Below are 25,820 nucleotides of genomic sequence, written 5' to 3' on the forward strand. Positions count from 1 at the left end.
ATTTTTATTTTTGAAAATCTTTGTACATAAGGCTTGGTTGTATTCCTTTATTATTTTGATACTTGCCACTATTATACAAATCATATTCTCCATCAATATTATGATAATATATTTGACATATCTCTGTATTAGGATATATTTTTATAGGTTGAACACAAAATATTTCTAATGTCCAATATCCTGCAAATCCAATATCTCCAAACCCAGCAGTAACATGTATAAATAATCCTAATCTTCCAGTTGATGATCTTCCTTCTAGCATGGGAACATATTTGTCAGTTTTTGTAAATTCATTTGTTCTACCTAAATATAATTTTCCTGGCTCTAATATTAATCCATCCTCTGGAATTATAATTTTTTCAGTTTCATTTGGAGTTTTCATATCTAACGTATTATTCTTATATACTAACAATTCATTAAATAAAGTTAGATTATAACTATTAGGATTTATTTTAGTTTCATCAAATGGTTCTATAATAATATCTTCACCTATATTTCTTAATATCTCTTTTCCTGATAATATCATTTATAGTATCCTCTCTTTCGTAATTCATCGTTTAAAATTAATTTTCTAAATAATAATTTCTTAGTTGAAACTACTATTTCTAATTTATTATAATATAATAGACCAAATCTGAAAATCAAATTTGGTCTTTATATATAAAAATAAATATCTATTATAAAATTTCTTCTAAATTCTTTCTTATTTCTTTTATAAAATCAAGTGTATTTACGCATCTTACATTATTAGTTTCTGCAAGCGCAGCTAAATCTTCTGTCATAGTTCCATCTTCTATAGTTTTTATTGATGCTTTCTCTAATCTATTAGCAAAACTAATCAATCCATTATTACCATCTAATTCTCCTCTTTTTCTCAATGCACCTGTCCATGCAAAAATAGTTGCTATAGAGTTAGTTGAAGTTTCTTCACCTCTTAAATGTTTGTAATAGTGATCTTGAACTGTTCCATGAGCTGCTTCATATTCATAGTTTCCTTCTGGTGAAACTAATATTGATGTCATCATTGGAAGTGATCCAAAAGCAGTTGCTATCATATCACTCATTACATCACCATCATAATTTTTGCAAGCCCATATTATTCCACCTTCGCATTTTATAATATTAGCAACAACTGTATCTATTAAAGTATACACATATTTAAGACCTAGCTTTTCAAATCTTTCTTTATATTCATTTTCAAATAATTCTTGAAATATGTCCTTAAATGTATGATCATATTTTTTAGAAATAGTATCTTTAGATGCAAACCATAAATCTTGCTTTACATCTAAAGAGTAATTAAAACAACTTCTAGCAAAACTTTCAATTGATTTATTCAAGTTATGCATCCCCATAACAACACCGTCACCATTGAAATTATGTATAAGTTCTCTCTTTACTTCACCATTTTCTGAAGTAAATACAAGTTCACATTTACCTTTTCCTGCTATTTTCATTTCTACATCTTTATAAATATCTCCATAAGCGTGCCTAGCAATTGTTATTGGTTTTTTCCATGTTCTTACATATGGTTTTATTGGATCTACTATAATAGGAGCTCTAAATACAGTTCCATCTAAAATAGCTCTAATAGTTCCATTTGGACTTTTCCACATTTCTTTAAGGTTATATTCTTTTACTCTTGCAGCATTAGGAGTTATTGTTGCACATTTTACCCCTACTTTATGCTTTTTTATTGCTTCTGCTGCTTCTACTGTTACATTATCATCTGTTTCATTTCTATGTTCCAAACCTAAATCATAATACTCTGTATTTAATTCAATAAATGGATTTAACAACTCATCTTTTATAATTCCCCAAACTATTCTTGTCATTTCATCTCCATCAATTTCAACTATTGGTTTAGACATTTTTATTTTTTCCATATAATTGCCCCCTATTTAACTGCTTTTATAGTAATACTATTATAAATTATCCTTTTTTACAGTTATATATTCTTTATTTTGTATTACTTTTTAGCAAAGAAATTTTATAAATATTATAACATTATTAATATTCTATATACAACTTATATAATATTAATAATAATATAGATTAATTTAAAGTAAAAACTTTATTAATGTAAGTGCAAGTATCATCTGAAAACTTCCAACTATTAACCCATATATCATTGCTTTTAATCCTTCTTTTTTCAAATCTTCAAATTTAACTCTCATACCTATTGCAGCTAAAGCAATAATTTCAAAATTACTACTTATTAATTTAAATAATTTCTGAATTGAATCTGGTACAAAACCTAAACTATTTATTATGCAAAGTATAAAGAATCCTATTATATACCAAGGTATACTAACTTTTGTTTTCTTTTTTCTTTCAACTATTCTCTTTTCTGACATGTCTTCATTTGTTTCAACTTTAATTCTAGAAAATGCTATAACAACAATTATTAAAAATATTATTCTTATTATCTTAAATATAGTTGCCAATGTAACAACATCTTCATTTATAAATTTAGCTGATGCTATTACTTGTCCAACAGATTGTAATGTTCCACCTATCATAGCTGAAGTTTCTATTAGACTATTTTTATATATTGCCATTGTTATTATTGGAATTAAGAACATTAAAATAGTACCAGTTAGATTTATAATAGTTACTGAAATTGCTTTATCCTTAGAATCTGCATTAATCGTAGGCGCTACTGCTGCTATTGCAGATGATCCACATACAGCATTTCCAGATGCCATAAGTAACGAATATTTTTTAGAAAACCCTAATTTCTTTCCCATAAAATATGTAAATAATATAGTAAACATCATTTGAATTGATATAAATAAAACACCTCTAAATCCAAGTGATTTTATTTCTATAAAGCTTATTGTTGATCCCATAAGTATTATTGAATATGCTAAAAGATCTTTTTCTGAGAACTGAGAACCCTTGCTATATTTAGATTTATTAAATATTGTATTACCTAAAATAATTCCTAATATAATTGCAAAACTTGCTCCACCTATAGAAGGAACAAAGCTACCTAACACCTTTCCTAATAATGCTATAACAACACATATTAAAAAACCTGGAATAATATCTATTATTTTTTCTTTCATCAATAATCACCTCTAAATCACTGTTTTTATGCAAATTTTCTTTGATTTGAGTTAATTATAATAAATCTAATATTAAAAATGAAATACTTATTATAATATGATATCAATAGGTTTTTACTTATATATTATTCAAATGAATAATATATAAAATTTTTCATGCTCTTACTTAAAAATTTGTCACGATGATAAATCAATGTTAAATCTCTTGTTATTTTTCCTTCTTTTAGCCTATATCCTTTTAAGGCTCCACTTTTTATTTTTTCATCTACACTTCTGAAGGATAAACAACTAACCCCTAAATTAGCTTCTACACTTTTTTTGATAGCTTCAGTATTCCCAAGCTCCATAAAAACCCTATAATCTATATTGTTATTTTTTAAATATGATTCTATTATTTCTCGCGTACCACTTCCTTGTTCTCTCATTATAAGTTTTTCTTTTATTATATCTTTCTTACTTAAATTTTTTTTTGTTGCCCAAGAATGATTTAAACTAGATATAAATATAAGCTCATCTTTCCATACTTTCGATTGAACTATTTCATCAAAACTAGTTGTACCTTCAATATAAGCAAAATCAACTTTATTTTCTAATATTAACTTTTCTATATTTGCAGTATTATCTATTGCTAAAGAAATTTCTATTCCACTATGTTCTTTTAAAAATCCTTTTATTATATCAGGCAATATGTATATTCCTATAGTTGTACTAGCACCAATCTTTATTTTTCCCTTTTCATTTGTATTTATATCATTAATAGTTCTTATAGATTCATCATATAAGTTAAGTATTCTTCTTGTATAATTTAAATAAGTTTCTCCTTCATAAGTTAAATAAAGTTTTTTACCTATTCTATCAAACAATTTTACTTCTAATTCATCTTCTATCTCATGTATGGCCTGACTTATTGAAGGCTGGCTTATATATAATTTTTTAGCTACATTAGTCATATTTAATTCTGTTGCTGTTTCATAAAATATTTTTAATTTTCTAAAATTCATCCTATGCACCTCATTTAAGTTTATTTATTATAAAACTTTCTATATTTATTATTATCTCTACATAATTATATAAAGAAAAAAATAACTAAACCACCTTAAGTTTGTACAATTTATATAAAAAAGAATGCCATATATAATTCTGGCATTCTTTGTTACTTTATATTTAGTTTTGATTCAAAATGTAAAAACTTTATAAAAATTATATTTTAAAATTTAATCAAGGAATTTTTCCTTTACCCTCAACTATTCATCATCAATTAAAGCATCCTATATTTATACTACAAAATTTTTTATAAGATCATCAATTTTTAATGCTATATTGGCTTGCTCTTCTGCTGCTACTAGAACTTGTTTCATTGCAAGTGAAGTATCATTTAAACTGTTTTGAATATTATCAATATTATTAGCTGATTTATTGCTATCTATTCCTATATCGTATATAGCTTGTCCTACTTCTTCCATATTTGTATCTACTTCTTTTGATAAAACTGCTAATTCCTTTGACATATCAGTCATAAAATTACCATCTTCAATATATTTATTACTTATTTCTGAATAGTCATTTAGATTTTTATTTATATCTTCTCCTATAAATTTTAATATATCATTACTGCTTTCTAATAAATTATTAACTGAAATTTCAACTTTATTTATTGTGTTTTTAATAGTAGCAACAGCATTTGATGATTCTTCTGCAAGTCTTTTTACTTCATTTGCAACAACACTAAATCCTTTTCCTGCTTCCCCTGCTCTAGCTGCTTCTATTGATGCATTTAAAGCTAAAAGATTAGTTTGTTTTGAAATATTATCTATTATATCTGCCATTTTCTTAATTTCACTTACTACTCTTACTTCTTCAATTGCTTTTAAAATTTCAGTTTCTTTATTAGAATATATATCTGAAATATTGTTAATTGCTTTTTCACTATTTTCTTTAATTATTATAGCTCTACTTTTAATTGTATTAGCATTAATGTTTCCTTCTTCAGCTTTATCGGATAACTTTTCCATATTGTCATTAACATTGTTAATAGAATTATTTATTTCATTATAAGTTTCACTAGTTTGCTTCATTGAAGTATTTATTTCATTTGTTGATACATTTACTAATTCTACTTTTGAGTTTACTTCTTGAACAGTAGCAGATAATTCTTCACTTAATGAACTTAGTTGATAAGACTCTTGCATTACTAAAGATATAAGACCTCTCATATTGTCTTGTGATCTATTTAATAATTCACCAGTTATTCCAAATTCATCTTTACTTGTTAATTCTATATTCTTTGAAATATCATACTTAGACATTCTTTCTGCTAAATTTTCTATTTCTCTTAGTGGTCTTAATATAAGTTTTCCAATTAAAATAATCAATACAAAAGAAACTATTAAACCTATTAAAGCTATTATTATTGTACTTATTAAAACTTCTTTAAACACTTTGCTATTTTCCATATTACTTTTCTTAGCATTGCTTTCAGATAAATTAGCAAGTGTTTTTAATAAGTCATAAGAACTATTCTTTATTCTAATCATATCTGCATTATACATTTTATTTGCTTCTTCCAAATTTCCTGAATCTATCAATTCAATTATATCTAAAGAACATTTTTTTAAACTGTTTATATAATCTTTTAATTGAAGAAATTTGCTTTTTTCAAATTCAGTTGTATCAATATTCTCATAGCTATCTAAAAGTCTATTTGTTTGTTGTAATAATATTTTTATCTTATTTGAATATTTGTAACTTTCATTAGTATCTGAACTCATAAATATATTCATAAAATATGAATCAAGTTCTTTTACATTTGAATTTATACTATCTACATTTTGTATTGATTTAAAATTTATATTATAAATTCTATTAGAATTTTTATTTACTATATCTATACTCTTAATAGAAATTAAAGCTGTTAAAAATATTAACAAAGATAACATTATATACGATGATCTCAATTTAGTTTTCACACTTAAACTTTTTAAAAATCCAATATTCTTTTTATAATTCTCTTTTTTACTCTTTGTATAAAATATATCTTTTATCATGTGATATTCCCTTCTAATTATTTAAGTATAATTTATTAAATTTGAATTTTATAATAATTAGAATCGTTTCCAATTATTATATTATCATTATAATAACTTTTTTTCAATTAACTTTTATCATTTTTTTCTATATAAGTAATTTTAACTTATTTTTTCAAGTGTCTTATAATTTATGAATTTTTTCTTAAATACTACTTGAAAATTGAAATTTCTGGTGCTATACTTAACTCAAGAAAACGATTTATAGAGCAATTTAGTACAAGCTTACATCGTTTTCAGGAATCGTTTCCGGTATTTTGAATTAATGATATTAATACAATATTAACTAGGCATATTTTAAATATTTCTAGTATATACTTTAATAACATATATTTCGGAATCGTTTCCACAGTATATATTATATAGTTAAATTATTTTATTGGAGGGGTATGGAATGAAACTTAAAATGAAAAAAACTTTATCAGCAGTATTAACAGCTTCACTTCTACTTGGGACTGTAGCTGGATGTTCATCATCTGGTAATAAAACTGCTGCGAAATCTGAAGGAGGCAAAACAATTAAAGTATTCCAACTAAAAGTTGAAATCAATGATGCACTTCAAAAATTAGCTAAAAAATATGAAGAGGAAACTGGTGTAAAAGTTGATATCACTTCTGTAGGTGGAGGTGCTGACTACGGTGCAGCTTTGAAAGCTGAATTTGCAAAAGGCACTGAACCTGATATCTTTATGATACAAGGTGCTGGTGATTATAAAGTTTGGAAACATAAAATAGATGAATTAAATGATCAGCCTTGGGTAAAAGATGCAGTTCATGGTACATTAGATTCAGTTACATTTGATGGTAAAATTTATGGTATGCCTGCTGCAACTGAAGGTTATGGATTAATGTACAATAAGGATATATTAGATAAAGCCAAAATAGATCCTAATTCTATAGATACTTTTGATAAACTTAAAGCAGCATTTGAAAAATTAGATTCTATGAAAGGTGATTTAAAAATTGATAATGTTGTTTCTTATACAACTAAAGAAACTTGGGTTACTGGTAACCATACATTTAATATTCCTTTAGCTGTTCAAGATAATCCAACTCAATTTGTTAAAGATTATGTTGCTGGAAAAGCTGATTTAGTCAATAATCAATCATTTAAAGACTGGATGAACTTAGTTGAATTACTTGTTAAATACGGTGGTGGTCCTACTCTAGATACTATTGATTATAGTACTCAAGTTGGTAACTTTGGATTAGGTAAGACTGCATTCTTACACCAAGGTAACTGGACTTCTGGAGATTTAGCTAAGTTAGATGCAAAATTCCCTAAAGGATTTATTCCATTAGCTATTAATAATGACCCTAAAGTAAGTGGAAGTATTCCTGTTGGTGTTCCTATGTACTGGGCTGTTAATAAAGATTCATCTGTTAATAAAGAAGCTAAAGACTTCTTAAATTGGATGGTAACTAGTCAAGCTGGTCAAGAATCTATAGTTAAAGACATGAATATGATTCCTGCATTTACTAACTTTAAAGTTGAACCTGAAGATGAGCTTGCTAAATCTATCATGAAATTTAGTAAAGCTGGTAAGACTCTTCCTTGGGCATTTACAAATCTTCCAGATGGATTTACATTACAAAATGTTGGTCCTGTATTCTCTAAATTTGCTAAGGGCGAAATTGACAAAACTCAAATGCTTCAAGAATTACAAGATGCTACTGCTAAGCAATAGATTTTAGAAAATTTAAATCCATAAGGGGTATTCTCCTTATGGATGTTTATTACCTGATAAATACATACGGCAAAGTATGGAGTATAAATCACACTACAAATTCACAATAATTTCTATCACAAAGGAGTGAAAACATGAGTAAAATACGTAAAGAACAAAGGGATTTTTGGCTTTTCTTAGCACCGTGCCTATTTTCTCTTATTATGGTAGTGTATATTCCTTTTATAACTGGAATTTACTACACTTTCACAAACTGGAATGGTGCTAATCCGGAATATGGCTTTGTTGGATTACACAATTATTTAGCACTTTTAAAGGATGCTCAATTCCTTTATTCTTTTAAAATAACAATTTTTTATACTATTGCAAGTGTAATCAGTATCAACTTAATAGGTTTTGGTTTAGCCTATATTGTTACTAGAAATTTAAAAACTAAGAATTTTTTAAGAACTGGTTTCTTTATGCCAAATTTAATTGGTGGTTTAATTTTAGGATTTATATGGCAATTTTTATTTAACTCTGTATTTACATCTATGGGAGAAAATATAGGTTCAAAGCTTCTATCTACTTCACTACTTCAAGATACCAATAGTGCAATGATAGCAATGCTTATTGTTGCTTCATGGCAATATGCTGGGTATATAATGGTTATATATGTTGCTGCACTTGAGAATGTTCCTACTGATTTATTAGAAGCTAGTCATATTGATGGTGCTAATGGATTTCAGGCATTTAGGCACATCACTATACCAATGGTAAGACCAGCTATTACAGTATGTTTATTCTTAACATTAGCAAACTCATTTAAAATGTTTGATTTAAACTTTTCATTAACACCGTTAAAAAATACGGAAATGTTAGCTTTAAATATATATAGAGAAGCCTTTACTTCAAATAATATGGGTGTTGGACAAGCAAAAGCTATTATATTCTTTATATTTGTAACAGCAATTTCTTTAACTCAAGTTTACTTCAATAAGAAAAAGGAGGTAGAAGCTTAATGGAAACAGATGTTGTTAAAAATAGTAAAATCACTACTAATAATAGTAGTAAAACAACCACTAATATAAGTTCTAAAAAATCTAAGAAATTAACAACTTTGAATGGATATAATAAAAAATTAGGTTCTTTAGAAATTCTAACATGGTTACTATTAATACTTTATTTAACTCCTTTTTATCTAATGTTTATAAATTCATTTAAAACAAGAAGAGAAATTTTTGCTAATACTACTGGGTTACCATCTATTTGGAATTTTAGCAACTATTCTGATGCAGTATCAAGAATAAATATGGGAAGTGCGTTTATAAATTCTATAATAATAACAGTTTTAAGTGTCTCTCTAATAATTTTATTTTCTTCAATGGCATCTTGGGTTTTAGTTCGTAATAATTCTAAAATTAGTAAATTTATATTCTATCTATTTGTTGCTGCCATGGTAGTTCCTTTCCAAGCTGTAATGATCCCTCTTGTTAGATGGATGGGACTTTTAAGTATCGACTCTATTAATTTTAGTATGATAGGTACACATTATGGATTAATATTCATGTATATCGGATTTGGATCTAGTATGAGTATTTTCTTATATCATGGTGTTATCAAAGGTATTCCTAAAGAAATTGAAGAAGCTGCTATTATAGATGGTTGTAGTAAATGGAAAGTTTATACTAATGTAATACTTCCACTTTTAAAACCAACTACAGTAACTGTAGCTGTATTAAATGGAATATGGATATGGAATGATTTCTTACTTCCTTTCCTTACAGTTAATGGTAATATAAATACAATTCCTCTTGCTATGAATAACTTCTTTGGAGCTTTCTCAAAACAATGGGAACTTGCAATGGCTGCTTTAATACTTGCCATTATTCCAATAATTATTTTCTACTTCTTTGTGCAAAAACAAATTATCAAAGGAATTGTCCAAGGTTCTATCAAGTAAAATATTGCATAAAAAAGATGTTCTTATTTTTAAGAGCATCTTTTTTTTATAATTATAAATATTATTCATCTATTAATTGCTCTTCTACCCTATTTTCTTTTCATACTTTTAATTATAATCTTTTCATTTTTATCAACTCTATATGATTCAATAATCTTTTGTAATGCTTTATTATAAGTAAAATCATCTAATTTATTATCTTTTAAATAAATTATTGTCTTTTCTGGATATTTAATATAACATATTGAAATAGCCCAAGCTACTGCCATTTTTACATAATACCCATGATGATGTATGTCATCTAAAATTTCTATCACTCTATCTATGTACTCATCTACAATATAAAAATCTAATAACATTACAATTGCAAATCTAAGTTCAAATTCCCTTTCTGAATGTAAATATTTCTCTAAAAAATCAAAAGCATATTTCTTATTTGATTTAATACTTTTTAATCCTGCTGTAAATACATCACAAATAGCCCAGTTATAGATTTTAGGTATAAACTCCTCAATATATTTAAATCTTTCTTCAATATCCATCTTTGCTAATCCAATAACCATACCTTGTAACATTATTTCTTCATAATATTCATTAGAAGCCTCTTTTAAATATTCTCTCCATTCTCCTCTAGAAATTTCTTTTGCAAATTTTCTAAGTACAGGCACTCTTACTCCTACAATATTATTAGTGTTAGGACATAGTTTACTATGAAATTCTTTATACTTAACATCTGATAACTCAAATATTTTATTTCTTATATATTCTTTATTCATAAATTATAACCCCTCTTATATATTTATTCTCACATACATATTATACAAGAAAATATTTCTTTACATTATAATTGTTTCCTTATTATTAAAACTTTAAAATATTAAACCCCATAAATAGTTTTTCACCACTATTTATGGGGTTATATTATTTGTTTGATATCATATTAAAATTTTCATCAATAGCTTCTGCAATTGCTTCTGCAACTTTTTGTTGATAATAAGAATCTGCACATCGCTCTGCTTCTTCAGGATTTGTTATAAATCCAACTTCAACTAATACTGCTGGCATATTAGTATTTTTAAGTACAAATAACCCACGTTGTGAATCACTTTTAGCACCACGATTTTTAGCATCAATTTTTTCAACAATACTATCATTTATTATCTTAGCCATTTTTTTACTCTTTTCAATTCTTTCATAATCTAAATTTCCACCATACTTATCATCCTTAGGTGTTATGCTGTAATAACTTTCGACACCTTTGGCAGTTTCTACTGCTGAATTATGATGTATACTTATAAAGAAATCTGCCTTTTCATCATTAGCTGTATCTACTTTATGAGAAAGACTAGCATTCAAAGATCCATATGATGGTCTTTCTTTAGCTTCTCTTGTCATTACTACATTAAATCCTCTATCTTCTAATTCATCCTTAAGTTTAGATGCTACTTCTATATTTAAATCTGTTTCACTATATGTTACTCCATCAATTTCTTTTTCAGATCCATAGTCTTTACCATAGTCATGTCCTGCATCTACTACAATAATTTTCTCATCTGAAATCTTTTCATGATTTTCATTGTCTTCATCATTTAAAATCTCATTACTTTTAGTATTTTTATCATTTTCAGAATCCTTATCAGAAGATTTATCTATTCTTTTTCCATCCAAACCAATAGTATATCCATCAATTACTGTATTAACTATCAATTTTCCTGTATTATTATCTAAATAATAATTATCTCCATTAGTTGAAATCCAACCTTTTACTACTGCTCCATTCTCATTTAAGAAATACCAGTTATTATTAACATTAATCCATCCTTTTGCCCTTGCCCCTGTATCATACAAATAATAAGTTACTCCATTAACTGATAACCAACCTGTTTTCATATCACCATTTGAACTAAAATAATACCAATAATTATTAATTTTTTCCCAACCAATCTTCATAGAACCACTATTATCAAAATAATATATTTTATTATTTATTTTATTAAGTCCATTCACCATAGCTCCACTATTTTTCAAGTAATACCATGATCCATTAATATTTACCCAACCTTTGGTCATTGTTCCTGAACCTTTTAAATAATACCATATATTATTTAAATTTATCCATCCTGTTTTCATATATCCATTTTGATCTAAATAATACCAATTACCATCTGGATTTATCCATCCTGTTGCTTTTGCCCTATTTGATTTATAATAACACCAATATCCATTTTCATATTTCCAACCAATATTAGACCAAATATTCACATTATCGCCATTTGGATTATTAATTATTTCATTTACATTTGGTAAAATAGGTTTAATTTCTGGAATTCCTGGTTTAGGTAATAGATTGGATGAATCTTTATTATCCTCTACTTTAATTCCGCAATATCTTAATAAATCATTATAAAGTGCATTCACTTCCTCACCATATGTAAAACTTGGAGCCCAAACACCACTTAATGACTCAATTGTTTTTGCCTTTCCTTTTATAGTTATAAATTGTCTCGGATCATAACTATCATCTTTTGGATATCCATCAGCTCCTGCATATAGTGCTAAATGATCTAAATGAGCTTGTACACCTTCATCCCAATCATCAAATTTTTTATGGGCTTTTTTATCATTATCATCTCCACCTTTTTCATTCTTAAGCCCACAAGGATTATGATAACTTTCATCTAGTACTCCTGTAAATTTTCCATATCCAGTTTCCTTAGCTGCTTGTACATATGCTATTGCTGGATTTACTCCTCCACAATCAGATGAATATTCCCAATACAAATCTGCTAAATCAATAAAGTCTTTAGTTGCACCTTTAGATTCCGCCCAATTTTTAGCTTCTTCTAATTTAATATCAGCTTCAGATATTATTTTATTATCATTTGTTGCAGCTTCAACATTAATTTTTGGCATTCCAATTAATAACAATATAAAAGTAATTATTGTAATAAAAATTTTATTTTTAATCTTCAATATTTTCATCCCCTTTATGTTATATTTTAACATTATAAACATGTTTTAACTACATAATTTCTCATTTGAAATATTAATTTTTTGTTAAAATTCTCTTATAAACAAAAAAGACCATAAATTCTCAATTTATCGTCTTAAAGTTATTATTAAATTTATATTTAATTATTTTATGTATATACTATCTATTATTAGGATAATACTTAAAAAATTTAGTATTATAATTTTTAAGAATATAATTTTCTAATAAAATATTTTTAGTTGTATCTTTTAGTACAAATTCACAACCATAATAATATAAATTATTTTTTTCATATTTTCTTTTTGTAGTAGTTTCTATATAAATTTTAGCATTTTCTATTGGCAACTCCATCAAAAAGTTAATATCATTAGGGATATCTAATTCACATTCTAGTAATATTCCTCTAATACTTAAATTTTTTCCACTCATAAAAATTGGTTTAGATAATTGTATAGCTTTTTCAGAGATACTTCTTATTTTATTCACCTTTAAAGGTATATTTACATTTATTCTATTATTATTTCTTCTTTCTTTATCAAGTAAATATTTTACATTGTTAATCGTTATTGTATTTTGTAATATATTACTTATAATTCCGTTATATAGATAAATACCTTGATTTTTATTAAAAACATTTATAAAAATTTCTTCACCAACTTTTAACTCCGTTTTATCATTAGCACATATAATTAAATTATCTTTCTGTAACTTTTTAACTATTCCTATAGTTGTTACCTTTTCATCAATAGAAGTTATTTTTGCTGAAGAATATTCAATATTATTTTTCATTATCAAATTTATTAAACTCCTTCTTAAGTATTTATAGCTTCATTAGTTTTAAGGCATATTCAAATAAATAACTGATCAGTATAACTATTTATTTTGTAAAAATTTTTCCTCCTTGAAATCTATTAATATAACAGCTATTAGCAGGACCTAAGTCCTTGTATTTCACAAAATATCTTTGGCATCTTTAACTTGTTATTTATTTTCATCTACCTAATGAAATATTATAAATATAAATTTCTATATGAGATTAATATTTCCATTATATATTCGTGCTAAAATTTACTAATATTAATGGCAAATTATAATAATTATGAATTTAATAAAAATTTTATTTATGAAAAATGAAATTTTATATAAAACAACATATTTTAAGATTAAATTATGAAAATAGTGGTATTTACTTTAACATGAAATTAAAATAAACATAGATTATAACAATGCAAAATTAATTTTCATTATATATTTTAATAATAATATAAAGCGATTATTACTTAAATAGATTTATAATAACCGCTTAATATAAAAATATTTTAACAAGTTTATAAGATTTATATTTTTATATTTATTAACTATTTATTTTTTACTACTTTTATAATTATTAATTATAAGTTTATTAACATTAATACCTAATGTTTATTGACATAATCTCTTAATAATAAAGAAAATAATAGGAATCAATAAAGATGGTAATAAATTCAATACCTTTATTTTTTTATTTTTAATATGTTAATTCCTGAGCTTAATATTAACATACCACCAATTATTGATAGCTCATTTAATAAGTCCATAGTTATATATGGTTCTACTATATTAGCAGATAAATAAATTAAACCTTGCCATAAAAATAATATAATAGATGACATCATAATTCCTATTCCAAAATTCGAAGCCAGAACAATTGAAGTAATTCCATCCAATATAGAATTTGTATACAATAATGTATTATCCCCCTTTAGAGCACTTTCAAGGGGCCCTAAAATAGATAATGTACCAACACAGAATAATAATACTGCTGTACACAATCCTTCAATTAAATTATTTTTATAAAATTTCTCTGATATCTTATTAACTTTCTCTTCTAAATTAAAAGTTTGACCAATAAATCCACCTAATGCAATACTTATAATAAATAAAACAGGATAATTACTCTTAGGAATACTATTAACAGCTGAACTAATACCTAAAACACTTGCTGACAATCCCATTGCCTGTAGCATTATATCCTTATGTTCTTCTTTTATTCCTTTTTTAAAAATTGCGCCTAAAATACTTCCACTAATAATAGAAATGCAATTTACTATTGTTCCTATCAATTTATCACCTCCAGTTATATATTTTAAAAATTATAAAGTGTCCAGTAACTGGAGAGTCAATATTACTTTACCAGTATTTGAATTTCTGTTATAAATTCTGATTTTTCATTAGTTAATCCAAAATCAATAAGTGTTATTTCTATGGGATCACTCATAATCTTATATCTTTTTTCTTCAATATATTTTAGAAGCTTATCATAATATTGTGGAGAACTTTTATGTGTTCCATTAAAACGAATTGTAATATAAATACCATTTGGTAGTACTTTTATCAAATTTTTGTTTTCCACTTCATCATCTTCTGTAAATAAAAAAATTGAATCATATTCATCAAATATTTTATCTTTCAATTTATCTATACAAATAGATAATCCTACTTTACCAATAAAAATAGAAGCATTTTTGTTAGCTCTATTTTCTAAATGCCTAATTGATAATTCTAAATCATTATTTGATTTTATCTTCTGCTTTAATAAAACAATAGTTCTTTCTTCAAATTCAATCTCCTGAATTATATCTAATTTATCATATTGTCTTGCATAATTAATTTGATTTATTCTATTTTCAATTTTTTGCTTTATAACTTCTAGCTCTTTTATCTTTTCCTCAGTGGTTTTTTTCTGCCTTTCTAATAACTCAGTAATATTATCAATACTCCGCTTTTTTAAATGAAAATTTATTGTGCTTAAAGGCATTTTAAGTCCTTTTAAATATATTATTGTATTTAATTGTTCAAATTGTTCAGTTGAATAATACCTATAATTATTACTTTTATCTATAAATATTGGTTTAAATAAATCTATTTCATCATAATACCTTAATGTCTTTATATTAATATTAAACAGTTTTGATATTTCTCCAATTGTAAATAAATCTTTCATATAATTTTTCTCCTAATTATCAAAAATATAATTTCTATAATAATATATCATGAATACATGTTTAAATTTATATAGATGATAATAGTCTTGTATATTTATCATACATATATTAATAAATATGATGTCTAAATAATAAAAAAACTATCTACATAAAGATAAATTTATATCTCTACATAGATAGTTCTTCATTATTATAGTAAAAATACTCCATCACATATAATAGATAATTTATTACTTAAATTTTATGATTATTGTTTTTCTAATAATTCATCTACTATTACTTTAACACTATCTACACAAGCTCCACAGCCAGTACCAACACTAGTAACTTCTTGCACTTCTTCAAATGATTTAGCACCATTTTTGATAGCATCCTTTAAATCTTGTACAGTAACATTAATGCACGTACATACTACTTTATCATTATCCATTTATACGACCTCCTTATAATATGTAATTCCTTTAAATAGCAGTAATTGCTTCACAAGTCCTATATTATAATTACAGAAGCATTACTTTATTAGTTTCACCAATTTTAATTTTATAATGTATACATTTTAAATATTAAAACAAATTATTGAACAAATTTAGGTATTTCATAATAAAAAGTAGAATTACTCATTTTACCTATAATATTTTTCATTATTTGTGATTGTTTATAAGCCCAGCCTATATCTGTAGCATATTGATGAGCATATTGTACATTTGATATTTGAGATAAAGTCTTCATATCCCATCTCATCTTATATAATGTGTTTTGATTATACACTGCATTATTTATATATCCTTTAGATATATATTTAGCTCCTCCAATAATAGCTTGTTCTACACTAAACCATTGATCATTATAAGCTTTTTCTGAACCCCAAAGATCAGGATTAGAATCATAAGCTCCACATCCATAAACATTATATACTTTAAAATCTTTATTTAAAGAGATTAATTTAGAATTTATATCTCCAAATGTTTCATGTATTGAATTTAGCAAAATACCTGTAGCTAATTTTGAAGTTCCATTTCCAGTCTCTAAAAGTGAATGTGCTACTAAATATACTGGATTTACATTATATAATTTTCCTGCATCTAAAAAAGCTTGTCCTTTTCCTTCTAAAACTCCTTTACCCACTAATGCTGCATTCAAATCTTGTACTGTAATCCCATCCATATAGTTTAATTTTAAAAACTGATTTATTCCATTATCATTTATGAAATTATTTGGATTTAAATAATATTGTGCTTGATCTTTTAAGGCATCGACCCAAACTCCATTATTCCATGTTTGAGGTTTAGTTAAAAGATTCATTTGACTATTTAAAAGTCCATCTAAAGTTATATTAGTATTTATATAATTTACCACTTTGTTTTTTGATAATGGTTGTATTTCAATAGGGTTAATTACTGTAAAGTTTGTTTCTAAAACAGCATCTGAATTTCTTAAAGAATTTGCTTCCTTAACATCAACTCTTAGTTTATAAATTCCAGCCTTAGTTGGTTTCCATATACATGATTTATCATAACTATAATCCTTAAGCGCACTCCATGTATTCCCATCAAAAACTGAATATTTGTATAAGACGTCTGTAGATAAATTAGTATTGGTTGTAAGTTTGATCTCTTTATGTATTTCCTGAGGTGATTTTTTATCTGTAACTATATTTTGTACCTTTACATTGCTATAAACCTCATAGCTTATTTCTTTTGAATCGTAAATTTTCTCAGAATTTTTATCCTTTACCTCAACCTTTATCTTAGATGTAGATGCTCTATAAGGTTTCCATATAGTAGTGCTTTTACTTGAATAATTTTGAAGTACATACCATTTTGCTCCATCATATATTGAAAACTGATAAAGCAAATTTTTGCTTCCAGTAGCAGAAGCATTTATAGTTATAGTTTCTCCTACTTTAGCTAATTGTTTACTTACATTTAAACTGTTAACCTTAATACTAGCTGCATATACATTAATGCTAGATATGAAAAATACAAATATTAATGTACGAGCAAATAAACTAATTTTTCTCTTAAAATTCAAAGAACTCCCCCCTTTTTTATCTTTAGTTAAATAAAGCCATGTTTAACATAATATATTTCTATAAAATTCAAACATGACTTATTAATACTATCGTAAATAAATTATGGGATTTAAATGTTTTCTGCTAAATAAAATTTATGATTTTAGTGGTAATCTAGTATATTTTATCCATAGAAAGATTGATTATAGGTTATTATTCTTATTCTAATCTAGAAAAATCTCTATTAAAATATTCATTTTCCTCTGAAGCCCTCATTTTTACTTATTTTAATGCTCTTCTTCATCCGAACATTCTTTTAAAAAACATAAAAAAGCCTTATACCTAGATTATTTTCTAAATACAAAACTAATTTACTAGACTTGTACAGTTATTTAAATCACTCCATATTCTACATTATAATATTGTATTTATATATTATAAGAAACAATTTCTTTCTCTAATAATCTCCTTGCAAGTTATTACTCATGTACTCTCTTTTTCCAAACTTTATTAATTACCCAATTAATAACCATTAAACAGCTTATCAATATTAATATTTCAATTATAATATTACTACCAAATATTGATTTCAATCTTACAATTTGTACTACTATATCTTCACTAATTAAATTAACATAATTAATTGTTGCTTTGATTAATGGAATTTGAATCAATACTATCACTGTATTAAAAAACAAACATAATAATGTTGTTTTCTTCGCTTCTTTATTTAAATTACTAGTAACTATGTTTGATAATAAAATTGGAATAGATGTGGCAACACTAAACCCTATTAAAATTTGGGATATAGTCTTGATATCAATATATCCTGTTGCACTTAAAGCTATTAATATTCCTACGCTGTAAGATGAGCTCCAATACAATGTACCCATACATAAACCAATTAATATATTACAAAAACAACTTTTTCCAATGATAGTCATCAACAAACTACTCATCAAATCTTCTTGCATAGCAAAATTAATTAACAATAGCCCAATTAAAAGAATCACATAGCTTAGCACTATACTTACTATGCTCTTTTTATTTTTACTTTTAATAATCATAAATAATATTAGAATTATTAATATAAATGTATATAAATATGGACTAATATTAAAGTTCAATTGTAATGCTATTGTTACCCCAAGAATAATACTAAAGGCTTGTCTTAAACTCATTAGTTCAGAATTAACTAATATTATTGCTGAAATTGCAACTAAACTACTATTTTGAAAAACTATAGATGCTATTATACCTAAAGCTGCCCCAATAAATTCATTTCTTATTACTTTATCTATAATTCCTTTGAACTTTTTTATATACTCATCTTTCATACTAGAACTTAATAATTTTATTCCTGCAAAAAATAAAATTAGTCCCATAAGCATTTTAATTATTAGTAATATCATATTTTAAATAAAACCTTTCTCATTATTTTTTTATTTTTACCATATATCCTTATATATTAATTTAAACTAATCTTCTATACAGCTATTTAATACATTTAAAGTTCTTTTTGTTATATCTCCATTTGTATAACCACCAATTAAAATTCGATTTCCATCAAATTCTGCTAACACTTTTACTGAATCTAATGCTTTGACACATTTAGCTTTAGCAATCTTATCACACATTCTGCCAAGTACATACTCATCTTCTTTTAAATTTAAATAAGGAATAAGGCTTTCTACATACTTGTCCGGTATTATCTTAGTAATACAAAATCCAAGCTGTTCGTATATAAAACCGCCTATTTCATTATCATGATATTCCTTTTTATCCCATATATTTATTAAATTTTGAGCAATCTCATAATTCTTTTCAACTTCTTTTTTTGAAAGTTGTCTTCTATTATTATCAATTACATTATTCCAAATCTTATATTCGTAATAATCACATACACTTTCAAAATACTCCTCATCTTCTTCATAGCCTTCATCTTCATCAAAAGATAAACCCATTTGAAAAACTACAGAACAATAATCATAGAAATCCTTTAGCAACACAAATTTAGGTGAAATATCTACTTCCTCATGATTTACATAAAATATCATACCTTGTAATGGACCATCATAATAATATCCAATAAAAGCAGAAAGATTATATCCCTCCCATATAGGAATCATTTTTCCTCCCGGAAAATCATCATATTGACTCATATAATCAGAGTATTTACACGATTCTTTATAAGTCATCATTATTGGTAATGCATATTCTTTTTCCATATCCTTATATTGTTCATACCAACTATTTAATATTTCATCATCTCCATCTTTAAATATAACTCCATTTTTTATATAATCATCACAAAATTTATTAGACATAGTTAAACCACCTTATATACGTTTATTTTATAATTTCATTTTTAAAATATTATATTTTAAATTTTTAGTCACACATTTTTAATTTCGTTTAATACTAATAAATATTTCCCCTTTTGTATATATTTTCTTATATTTTTTTTATAGCCATCGTAATTTCTAATAAATAAACTTAATTTTTATTTAATAAATGATAAATTACAAGATCAAGTGCAACACTAATAAATAAAAAAATACCTACATTTATAGATCCTAAAATCTATAAAATGTGAGTATTTATATTGCTAATTAATTAGCTTAAAATGAACAGTCAAAAGACTATTTGCTCATACCTTCTTCAACATCAACAGCTACTACAACAGTACATCCTACCATTGAGTTGTTACTGTTACAAAATATAGAAATAACATTTGCAAATAACTATGTGACATTGTAATGCATTGATTTTACTAGGTTTTAGGTGTTATGTAAAATTTTGTAACACTACATTTCTTTTATTATTACACTCAAAAATTTATTTAGAGTTGACAAAAAATAAAGCTAAAATACTATCATTTAGTTTTATTATAATCTTAAAATTGCTAAAAATCTTTTTTAAATATAAAGACCAAGATTTAATTTTTGGGTCTTTATATGTCTGTAATAAAATATATTTTCTTTATAATTTTGGGGATACAATAAAATTATAATACCTTTTAACTAATTTACTTTTACTTCTGTATGGCTTACATATTATAGACACGATAAAGTTATAATACCTCCAAACTTGATAAAGAAAATATGTAATAACTTTAATGTTAAATTAGAATATTTATATGTTACTTCTTCTTTTTTTAAAATATATGTCCTACTATTAGTTGTCCTTAGTATTATCTATCATTATTATCATTATTTTCATATGCTGTCACAGTTACTTGGGTTGACTTTACAATTTTCAAAGTCCTTTCTGGATATTTTGAAAAATAATAATTTCCATCTTTGTAGCCTACCAATTTTCCATCAAAAGTAATTTCATTATTATTTTGTACATATATAATCTTTTCCTTTGGTAATGTATTACAACATCCACCATAGAAATTCCCTATTCCAACAAAATAGTTAGGTATACTAACCATAATAACTCCAGCTGCCCCTATTATACCTATTAAAATTATTAAGCAAAAACTCAATTCTAATTTATTATACTCTTTCCTCTCATTAATAATAATATCTTCTCTGTGCTTATCATCAAATATGCTTTCTATAAAAGATATAGCAATTGCAACTAATGGCACATTCAATAAAAAGAAACTTGTGATTGCTATAGTAAATAACTCATTATTTCTTAATACCTTTTTTATTAGAATTAATAAACTAATTTCTAATAAAAATATTATAACCCCAATTGTAACTATCTTTATTATGTTTAATTTCTTCTTATTCATATATTGTATTATATATATGATTGCTATAAAAAATAATGGACAATACATTGGCACAAATAAAAGATAAAAATCACTTAACACCAAATTCAAATTTCCTGTCATTAATAACTTTATTATATTAATAACTATAAAAGAAAAGAATAATATTATAATTAAACTCAAACCTTTATTTTTTAATTTTTTATTATAATAAATCTCTTTTATCGGTAATATTAATATACAATTTACAAAAAGCACTACTATACCTATGATTGAAACAAATTTAACATTTATAGGTACTATATCTAAACCTATTTCTAATATGGAATTAGCATAATTATTTCCAAAATAAAATCCATATAAAAATGAATATCCTAGCATATAAAAAAATAATAAACCTAAAGTTCCTATTATACCCAGAATTGATTTTCCTTTAATATTAAAAGTTCCATCATTATTTTTTAATTTAGATATGATTAAACTCATTTTATTTTTATAATATAAAATTTCAAATTTATCCATATTGTCCCTCGTTTCTTCTATATACTGCATGTCTATTTTACTATATTATGTATTATATTGAAAACAATAACTTTTATTAAAGTTACCTACTCTAAATTCATAAAAAACACCTACTTCAAAACCAAGTAAGTGTTCTAAAAAAACTGTTTTATTCTATTTAACATAAATCATATTCTTATATTTAACCATACTACACGCTCAATACTATCATTAAATTTACTAATAACTATGTTAATACAAATCTAAGCTTCTTCACATTTATCAGTTTTATTATTTATTATACCAAGTACTCTAAATACTTTCTTACTATCAAGTTCTGAACATAATTCTAAAAATTCTGTAATATTTATACATTCAATTGAATCTATTTTAACTGTTTTCCCTCTAATAGATTTACAATAATCATTACAATTTTTATTAACACCATTTACTGATAAAATTACTCCTTTAGAAACATTATTAGCAACCATTGCTCCACATAGTTTTTGTGCCTCTGGTCTTCCTATAGAGTTATGTTTAGTATGATTTTTACATTCTACAAATATTTTCTCACCATTCTTATTTATGACTATATCCCGTCCTCTATCATTTGTTGCATTAGTTAAAATAACTTTATATCCTAATAATTTATATACTTCACTACTAAATATTTCAAATTCTCTTCCTGACAAATCTTTTATTCTACTTTTTATTAAAGCTTTTTCTTTATTTGTTAATGGATTAATCTTTTCTGGTGCATCCTCTTTAGTACATAAATAACCTAATAAACACGAAAAACATATTACTCCTAATAAATATGCCATGTCTCCCTCCTAACTAATTATATATATTATTCTATTTTTAAATATGATATTTACATCTTAAATATGTTAAATCTAAATAAATACATACATTCAAAACACTTTTTATGAAAATTCATTTATAAAATTTTATAGTACATATCAGAAAAATCGTAAGCGTAAAAAAATTACTGTCTAGATAATACCAAACCTTCTTGTTAAAATTGCATTAAAATATAACAAGGAGGAATTGTTATGGTTAAAAAAGGAACAGATGTGAAATGGAGAGAACTTGTAGAGAAGTTTTCTTCTTACGAAGGGACGTTAGATAGTTTCTGTAAAGAAAATAGTATTAGTAGAAGTCAGTTTTACTATTACAGAAAGAAATTTGAGAAAGAGAATAATACGACATTTCAAGCTATAGCTTTAGAAAACAATAATACAAATATATTAACAGTAACTAATAATATTAAATCAGCTACTGAGATTAAGATAGAAATTGGCAAAGCTAAAATATTTATACCGGCTAATGAAATAGCTTTGTTATCAAATATACTTAGGGAATTTAGTAAAACATGCTTAATATAGATAAAGTAGATACTGTATATTTAGCTTGTGGTATAACAGATTTACGAAAAAGTATAGATGGTTTAGTTATGATCGTTCAAACACAGTTAAAGTTAGATCCCTTTGAAAAAGCTCTATTTGTCTTCTGTAACAGGTCGATGAATAGATTAAAAATATTACATTTTGATGAAGGTTTTTGGCTATATTATCATAGACTTGAAAATAATAGGTTGAAATGGCCTATGACTAAAGAAGAAGCAATGAAAGTAAATAAAGAAGAATTAAGTTGGCTACTTAAAGGATATGAAGTTAGAACTACATCAAAATTTAAGCCTATAAAAGAAAAAAATTGTTACTAAAACATTTGAAATTACAAATAGAAACTCTTGATTTAAAAGTGAGCAAGCTCTTCTAAAATCAAGGGTTTTATGGTATAATATACCTATAAAAATTGTTGAGAGGTAACAAAATGGATGGCTTAAATTTAAACAATCAACTTGATGAAAAAACACAGTTATTGATTTCGAAAATGGAAAGAGAAATTGAGTTAAAAGATTCAGAAATTCAAAATCTTAAAACTGAATTAGCATTTTTGAAAGGTCAAATTCTTAATAAAAATAGAAAGATATTTGGAAAATCTAGTGAACAGGTAGATTCTAATCAAATGTCTCTTTTTGACGATGCTGAAAATAACTGTGACTTTAAAATGGCTGAGCCAACAATGGAGGAAATTGCTTATACAAGAACTAAGTCATCTAAACACATTGGCAAGAAAGATAATTTAGCAAATTTAGAAAGAATCATTGTTGAACATAAGCTTGAAGAAAATGAAGCAATATGCAGCAAATGTAATAATTCTTTAGTTGTTATTGGACGTAAATCAAAGGAAGTATTAAAATACATACCAGCAAAACTTTATATAGAAGAACATATTACATATAGTTATGCTTGCAAATCTTGCGAAGCGGAAGCAGGTGTTGCAAACATAATTTCAACAAAATTACCTAATACTATATTTTATAAAAGTATGGCATCAAATGAATTAGTAGCTCATGTCATAAATATGAAGTATCAGCATGCAATGCCTTTATATAGATTAGAAACCTACTTTAAGATGCTAGGTGCAAATCTTTCAAGACAAACATTATCTAATTGGATAATGAATAGTGCTACTGAACTTCAAGTTGTATATGATATTATGAAAGAACAACTTTTAAAGAAAAATTATATACAAGCTGATGAGACTACCGTTCAGGTTATTAATGATAGCGGTAAGGATTCAAAGTCCAAGAAATATATGTGGTTATATAAATCTGGAGCTTTAAAAGATCCAATTATTTTATATGACTATCAGAATACAAGATCTAGCTCTTGTCCTAAAGAATTTTTGAAAGGATTTTCAGGATATCTTCAAACAGATGGGTATACCGGATATAATAGAGTCGAAAATGTGAAACGATTATATTGCCTAGCTCATATCCGAAGAAAATATCATGAAATAATAGTAAACTTAGATGAAGAAGCCCTAAAAAAATCACGTGCTATAATAGGGTTTAATTATTGTGAAAAACTTTATAAAATAGAAAAAGACTTAAGGGAAACTTATAGCAAGGACGAAGATTACTATAAAAAACGATATAAAATAAGGCTTAAAAAGTCAGCGCCAATTCTTAATGAATTTCAAGAATATGTGGAGAGAGAAATAAAAAATGCTCTTCCAAAAAGTCCGTTAGGTAAAGCTCTTGACTATACTAGAAAGCTTCTATCTGATATGAAAACACTTTTAGAAGACGGATCTTTAGAAATAGATAATAATGGAGCTGAAAGAGCAATAAAACCATTTGTTATTGGTAGAAAAAACTGGCTTTTCTCAAATACAGCAAAAGGTGCAAAATCAAGTGCTTTAATTTATAGCATAATTGAAACCGCTAAAGCCAACGGTTTAATAGTAGAAAAATATTTAGTATATTTATTTGATATGTTAGCTAATACAGAGTCTAAAGAAAAAGAAACTTTAAATAATTATATGCCTTGGTCAAAGGCTCTTCCCGACGTGTTGCGCATTAAGGTTGGTAAATAACTACTACTAAATATAATATTAAATTTTCAAACCCAACAGAAGCATTTTCCACTTCTATTGGGTTTATTTTATCATTATGGAATTATAATTGCTATGCGTCGAATTTTTGACCCTTACGAAAAATCTTAAATAATCTGCATCTAATAGAAAATTGGATAATATAAAAAGCCTAAAATAGAAATTTTATGTTTCTACTTTAGGCTACAATTCATATATTTTTTGATTTTTTATAAATTTCTCTTGCTTGTTTTAATGTCATACTATTAGGCCCTTTTAAATCATTTTCACTTTCCTTAGGTCCATTATTTTGCCAGTTACAATTATCACAAATATCAAATATCTCAACTTCATTTCCGCACACTGGACATTTCATAT

23 protein-coding genes are annotated in these 25,820 nt (G+C 25.3%); 6 read left to right on the forward strand and 17 right to left on the reverse strand.

From position 1 onward, the window contains the following. Positions 1–4: 4 nt before the first annotated feature. From dcd to BGI42_RS10495, 5 genes are all read right to left on the reverse strand, one after another. Positions 5–526, reverse strand: coding sequence for a dCTP deaminase (gene dcd / locus BGI42_RS10475; protein ID WP_069680253.1), 522 nt, complete (start codon positions 524–526; stop codon positions 5–7). Positions 527–677: 151 nt separating this feature from the next. Then, the gene (locus BGI42_RS10480) at positions 678–1,886 is read right to left on the reverse strand and encodes an NADP-dependent isocitrate dehydrogenase (RefSeq protein WP_069680254.1); all 1,209 of its coding nucleotides are present in this window, start codon (positions 1,884–1,886) and stop codon (positions 678–680) included. Positions 1,887–2,060: 174 nt separating this feature from the next. Then, positions 2,061–3,071 (reverse strand): YeiH family protein, encoded by a 1,011-nt coding sequence (locus BGI42_RS10485; RefSeq protein ID WP_069680255.1) that lies wholly within the window; start codon positions 3,069–3,071, stop codon positions 2,061–2,063. A gap of 125 nt (positions 3,072–3,196) precedes the next feature. After that, positions 3,197–4,072 (reverse strand): LysR family transcriptional regulator, encoded by an 876-nt coding sequence (locus BGI42_RS10490; protein WP_069680256.1) that lies wholly within the window; start codon positions 4,070–4,072, stop codon positions 3,197–3,199. A gap of 273 nt (positions 4,073–4,345) precedes the next feature. Beyond that, entirely contained in the window at positions 4,346–6,115 is a 1,770-nt protein-coding gene (locus tag BGI42_RS10495) for a methyl-accepting chemotaxis protein (RefSeq protein WP_069680257.1), read from the reverse strand. Between the two features lie 433 nt (positions 6,116–6,548). Between BGI42_RS10495 and BGI42_RS10500 the strand changes: the two genes are divergently transcribed. The 3 genes from BGI42_RS10500 to BGI42_RS10510 all read left to right on the forward strand — a co-directional run bounded on the left by BGI42_RS10500 (position 6,549) and on the right by BGI42_RS10510 (position 9,783). Beyond that, on the forward strand, positions 6,549–7,841 hold the full coding sequence (locus BGI42_RS10500) for an ABC transporter substrate-binding protein (RefSeq protein WP_069680258.1): 1,293 nt from the start codon (positions 6,549–6,551) through the stop codon (positions 7,839–7,841). Positions 7,842–7,975: 134 nt separating this feature from the next. Then, positions 7,976–8,842: a carbohydrate ABC transporter permease gene (locus tag BGI42_RS10505; protein WP_069680259.1), complete on the forward strand. Its 867-nt coding sequence runs from the start codon at positions 7,976–7,978 to the stop codon at positions 8,840–8,842. Then, positions 8,842–9,783: a carbohydrate ABC transporter permease gene (locus tag BGI42_RS10510; protein ID WP_192875376.1), complete on the forward strand. Its 942-nt coding sequence runs from the start codon at positions 8,842–8,844 to the stop codon at positions 9,781–9,783. Before BGI42_RS10505 ends, BGI42_RS10510 begins: the two co-directional genes overlap by 1 nt. Positions 9,784–9,872: 89 nt before the next feature. Here BGI42_RS10510 and BGI42_RS10515 read toward each other — a convergent pair whose 3' ends face one another. From BGI42_RS10515 to BGI42_RS10565, 11 genes are all read right to left on the reverse strand, one after another. Next, positions 9,873–10,559: a DNA alkylation repair protein gene (locus tag BGI42_RS10515; RefSeq protein WP_069680260.1), complete on the reverse strand. Its 687-nt coding sequence runs from the start codon at positions 10,557–10,559 to the stop codon at positions 9,873–9,875. 145 nt (positions 10,560–10,704) lie between these two features. After that, positions 10,705–12,756 (reverse strand): N-acetylmuramoyl-L-alanine amidase, encoded by a 2,052-nt coding sequence (locus BGI42_RS10520; RefSeq protein ID WP_069680261.1) that lies wholly within the window; start codon positions 12,754–12,756, stop codon positions 10,705–10,707. Between the two features lie 178 nt (positions 12,757–12,934). After that, on the reverse strand, positions 12,935–13,564 hold the full coding sequence (locus BGI42_RS10525) for a PilZ domain-containing protein (protein WP_242984767.1): 630 nt from the start codon (positions 13,562–13,564) through the stop codon (positions 12,935–12,937). A 704-nt stretch (positions 13,565–14,268) separates the two neighbouring features. Next, positions 14,269–14,877 (reverse strand): DUF554 domain-containing protein, encoded by a 609-nt coding sequence (locus BGI42_RS10530; RefSeq protein ID WP_338028390.1) that lies wholly within the window; start codon positions 14,875–14,877, stop codon positions 14,269–14,271. A gap of 62 nt (positions 14,878–14,939) precedes the next feature. Continuing rightward, positions 14,940–15,758, reverse strand: a complete 819-nt coding sequence (locus tag BGI42_RS10535) for a MerR family transcriptional regulator (protein WP_069680264.1) — start codon at positions 15,756–15,758, stop codon at positions 14,940–14,942. Between the two features lie 248 nt (positions 15,759–16,006). Next, entirely contained in the window at positions 16,007–16,189 is a 183-nt protein-coding gene (locus BGI42_RS10540) for a (2Fe-2S)-binding protein (protein ID WP_069680265.1), read from the reverse strand. 143 nt (positions 16,190–16,332) lie between these two features. Continuing rightward, positions 16,333–17,790 (reverse strand): N-acetylglucosaminidase, encoded by a 1,458-nt coding sequence (locus BGI42_RS10545; protein ID WP_069680266.1) that lies wholly within the window; start codon positions 17,788–17,790, stop codon positions 16,333–16,335. Positions 17,791–18,249: 459 nt separating this feature from the next. Then, positions 18,250–19,155, reverse strand: coding sequence for a Na/Pi symporter (locus BGI42_RS10550; RefSeq protein ID WP_158523402.1), 906 nt, complete (start codon positions 19,153–19,155; stop codon positions 18,250–18,252). A 93-nt stretch (positions 19,156–19,248) separates the two neighbouring features. Then, positions 19,249–20,097: a hypothetical protein gene (locus BGI42_RS10555; RefSeq protein WP_069680268.1), complete on the reverse strand. Its 849-nt coding sequence runs from the start codon at positions 20,095–20,097 to the stop codon at positions 19,249–19,251. A gap of 866 nt (positions 20,098–20,963) precedes the next feature. Continuing rightward, complete coding sequence (locus BGI42_RS10560; protein WP_069680269.1) at positions 20,964–22,019, reverse strand: hypothetical protein; 1,056 nt, start codon at positions 22,017–22,019, stop codon at positions 20,964–20,966. A 242-nt stretch (positions 22,020–22,261) separates the two neighbouring features. Beyond that, on the reverse strand, positions 22,262–22,822 hold the full coding sequence (locus BGI42_RS10565) for a restriction endonuclease (protein ID WP_069680270.1): 561 nt from the start codon (positions 22,820–22,822) through the stop codon (positions 22,262–22,264). A 231-nt stretch (positions 22,823–23,053) separates the two neighbouring features. Here BGI42_RS10565 and tnpA point away from each other — a divergent pair, with 231 nt between their 5' ends. From tnpA to tnpC, 3 genes are all read left to right on the forward strand, one after another. Further along, positions 23,054–23,386: an IS66 family insertion sequence element accessory protein TnpA gene (gene tnpA / locus BGI42_RS10570; RefSeq protein ID WP_069679809.1), complete on the forward strand. Its 333-nt coding sequence runs from the start codon at positions 23,054–23,056 to the stop codon at positions 23,384–23,386. Continuing rightward, positions 23,374–23,724 (forward strand): IS66 family insertion sequence element accessory protein TnpB, encoded by a 351-nt coding sequence (gene tnpB, locus BGI42_RS10575; protein ID WP_069679810.1) that lies wholly within the window; start codon positions 23,374–23,376, stop codon positions 23,722–23,724. The genes tnpA and tnpB overlap by 13 nt, the downstream gene beginning before the upstream one ends. Before the next feature lie 170 nt (positions 23,725–23,894). Continuing rightward, positions 23,895–25,445 (forward strand): IS66 family transposase, encoded by a 1,551-nt coding sequence (tnpC, locus tag BGI42_RS10580; RefSeq protein ID WP_069681052.1) that lies wholly within the window; start codon positions 23,895–23,897, stop codon positions 25,443–25,445. A 208-nt stretch (positions 25,446–25,653) separates the two neighbouring features. Here tnpC and BGI42_RS10585 read toward each other — a convergent pair whose 3' ends face one another. Continuing rightward, a complete protein-coding gene (locus BGI42_RS10585; protein ID WP_012449630.1) occupies positions 25,654–25,818 on the reverse strand; it encodes a CPCC family cysteine-rich protein in 165 nt (54 codons plus the stop codon). Between the last annotated feature and the right edge of the window lie 2 nt (positions 25,819–25,820).

The organism is Clostridium taeniosporum, from assembly GCF_001735765.2.
GTDB classification, from domain to species: domain Bacteria; phylum Bacillota; class Clostridia; order Clostridiales; family Clostridiaceae; genus Clostridium; species Clostridium taeniosporum.

Coding starts and splice junctions, on each gene's coding strand:
- dcd (WP_069680253.1), bottom strand. CDS start 526: ATGATATTATCAGGAAAAGAGATATTAAGAAATATAGGTGAAGATATT.
- BGI42_RS10480 (WP_069680254.1), bottom strand. CDS start 1,886: ATGGAAAAAATAAAAATGTCTAAACCAATAGTTGAAATTGATGGAGAT.
- BGI42_RS10485 (WP_069680255.1), bottom strand. CDS start 3,071: ATGAAAGAAAAAATAATAGATATTATTCCAGGTTTTTTAATATGTGTT.
- BGI42_RS10490 (WP_069680256.1), bottom strand. CDS start 4,072: ATGAATTTTAGAAAATTAAAAATATTTTATGAAACAGCAACAGAATTA.
- BGI42_RS10495 (WP_069680257.1), bottom strand. CDS start 6,115: ATGATAAAAGATATATTTTATACAAAGAGTAAAAAAGAGAATTATAAA.
- BGI42_RS10500 (WP_069680258.1), top strand. CDS start 6,549: ATGAAACTTAAAATGAAAAAAACTTTATCAGCAGTATTAACAGCTTCA.
- BGI42_RS10505 (WP_069680259.1), top strand. CDS start 7,976: ATGAGTAAAATACGTAAAGAACAAAGGGATTTTTGGCTTTTCTTAGCA.
- BGI42_RS10510 (WP_192875376.1), top strand. CDS start 8,842: ATGGAAACAGATGTTGTTAAAAATAGTAAAATCACTACTAATAATAGT.
- BGI42_RS10515 (WP_069680260.1), bottom strand. CDS start 10,559: ATGAATAAAGAATATATAAGAAATAAAATATTTGAGTTATCAGATGTT.
- BGI42_RS10525 (WP_242984767.1), bottom strand. CDS start 13,564: ATGAAAAATAATATTGAATATTCTTCAGCAAAAATAACTTCTATTGAT.
- BGI42_RS10535 (WP_069680264.1), bottom strand. CDS start 15,758: ATGAAAGATTTATTTACAATTGGAGAAATATCAAAACTGTTTAATATT.
- BGI42_RS10540 (WP_069680265.1), bottom strand. CDS start 16,189: ATGGATAATGATAAAGTAGTATGTACGTGCATTAATGTTACTGTACAA.
- BGI42_RS10550 (WP_158523402.1), bottom strand. CDS start 19,155: ATGGGACTAATTTTATTTTTTGCAGGAATAAAATTATTAAGTTCTAGT.
- BGI42_RS10555 (WP_069680268.1), bottom strand. CDS start 20,097: ATGTCTAATAAATTTTGTGATGATTATATAAAAAATGGAGTTATATTT.
- BGI42_RS10560 (WP_069680269.1), bottom strand. CDS start 22,019: ATGGATAAATTTGAAATTTTATATTATAAAAATAAAATGAGTTTAATC.
- BGI42_RS10565 (WP_069680270.1), bottom strand. CDS start 22,822: ATGGCATATTTATTAGGAGTAATATGTTTTTCGTGTTTATTAGGTTAT.
- tnpA (WP_069679809.1), top strand. CDS start 23,054: ATGGTTAAAAAAGGAACAGATGTGAAATGGAGAGAACTTGTAGAGAAG.
- tnpB (WP_069679810.1), top strand. CDS start 23,374: ATGCTTAATATAGATAAAGTAGATACTGTATATTTAGCTTGTGGTATA.
- tnpC (WP_069681052.1), top strand. CDS start 23,895: ATGGAAAGAGAAATTGAGTTAAAAGATTCAGAAATTCAAAATCTTAAA.
- BGI42_RS10585 (WP_012449630.1), bottom strand. CDS start 25,818: ATGAAATGTCCAGTGTGCGGAAATGAAGTTGAGATATTTGATATTTGT.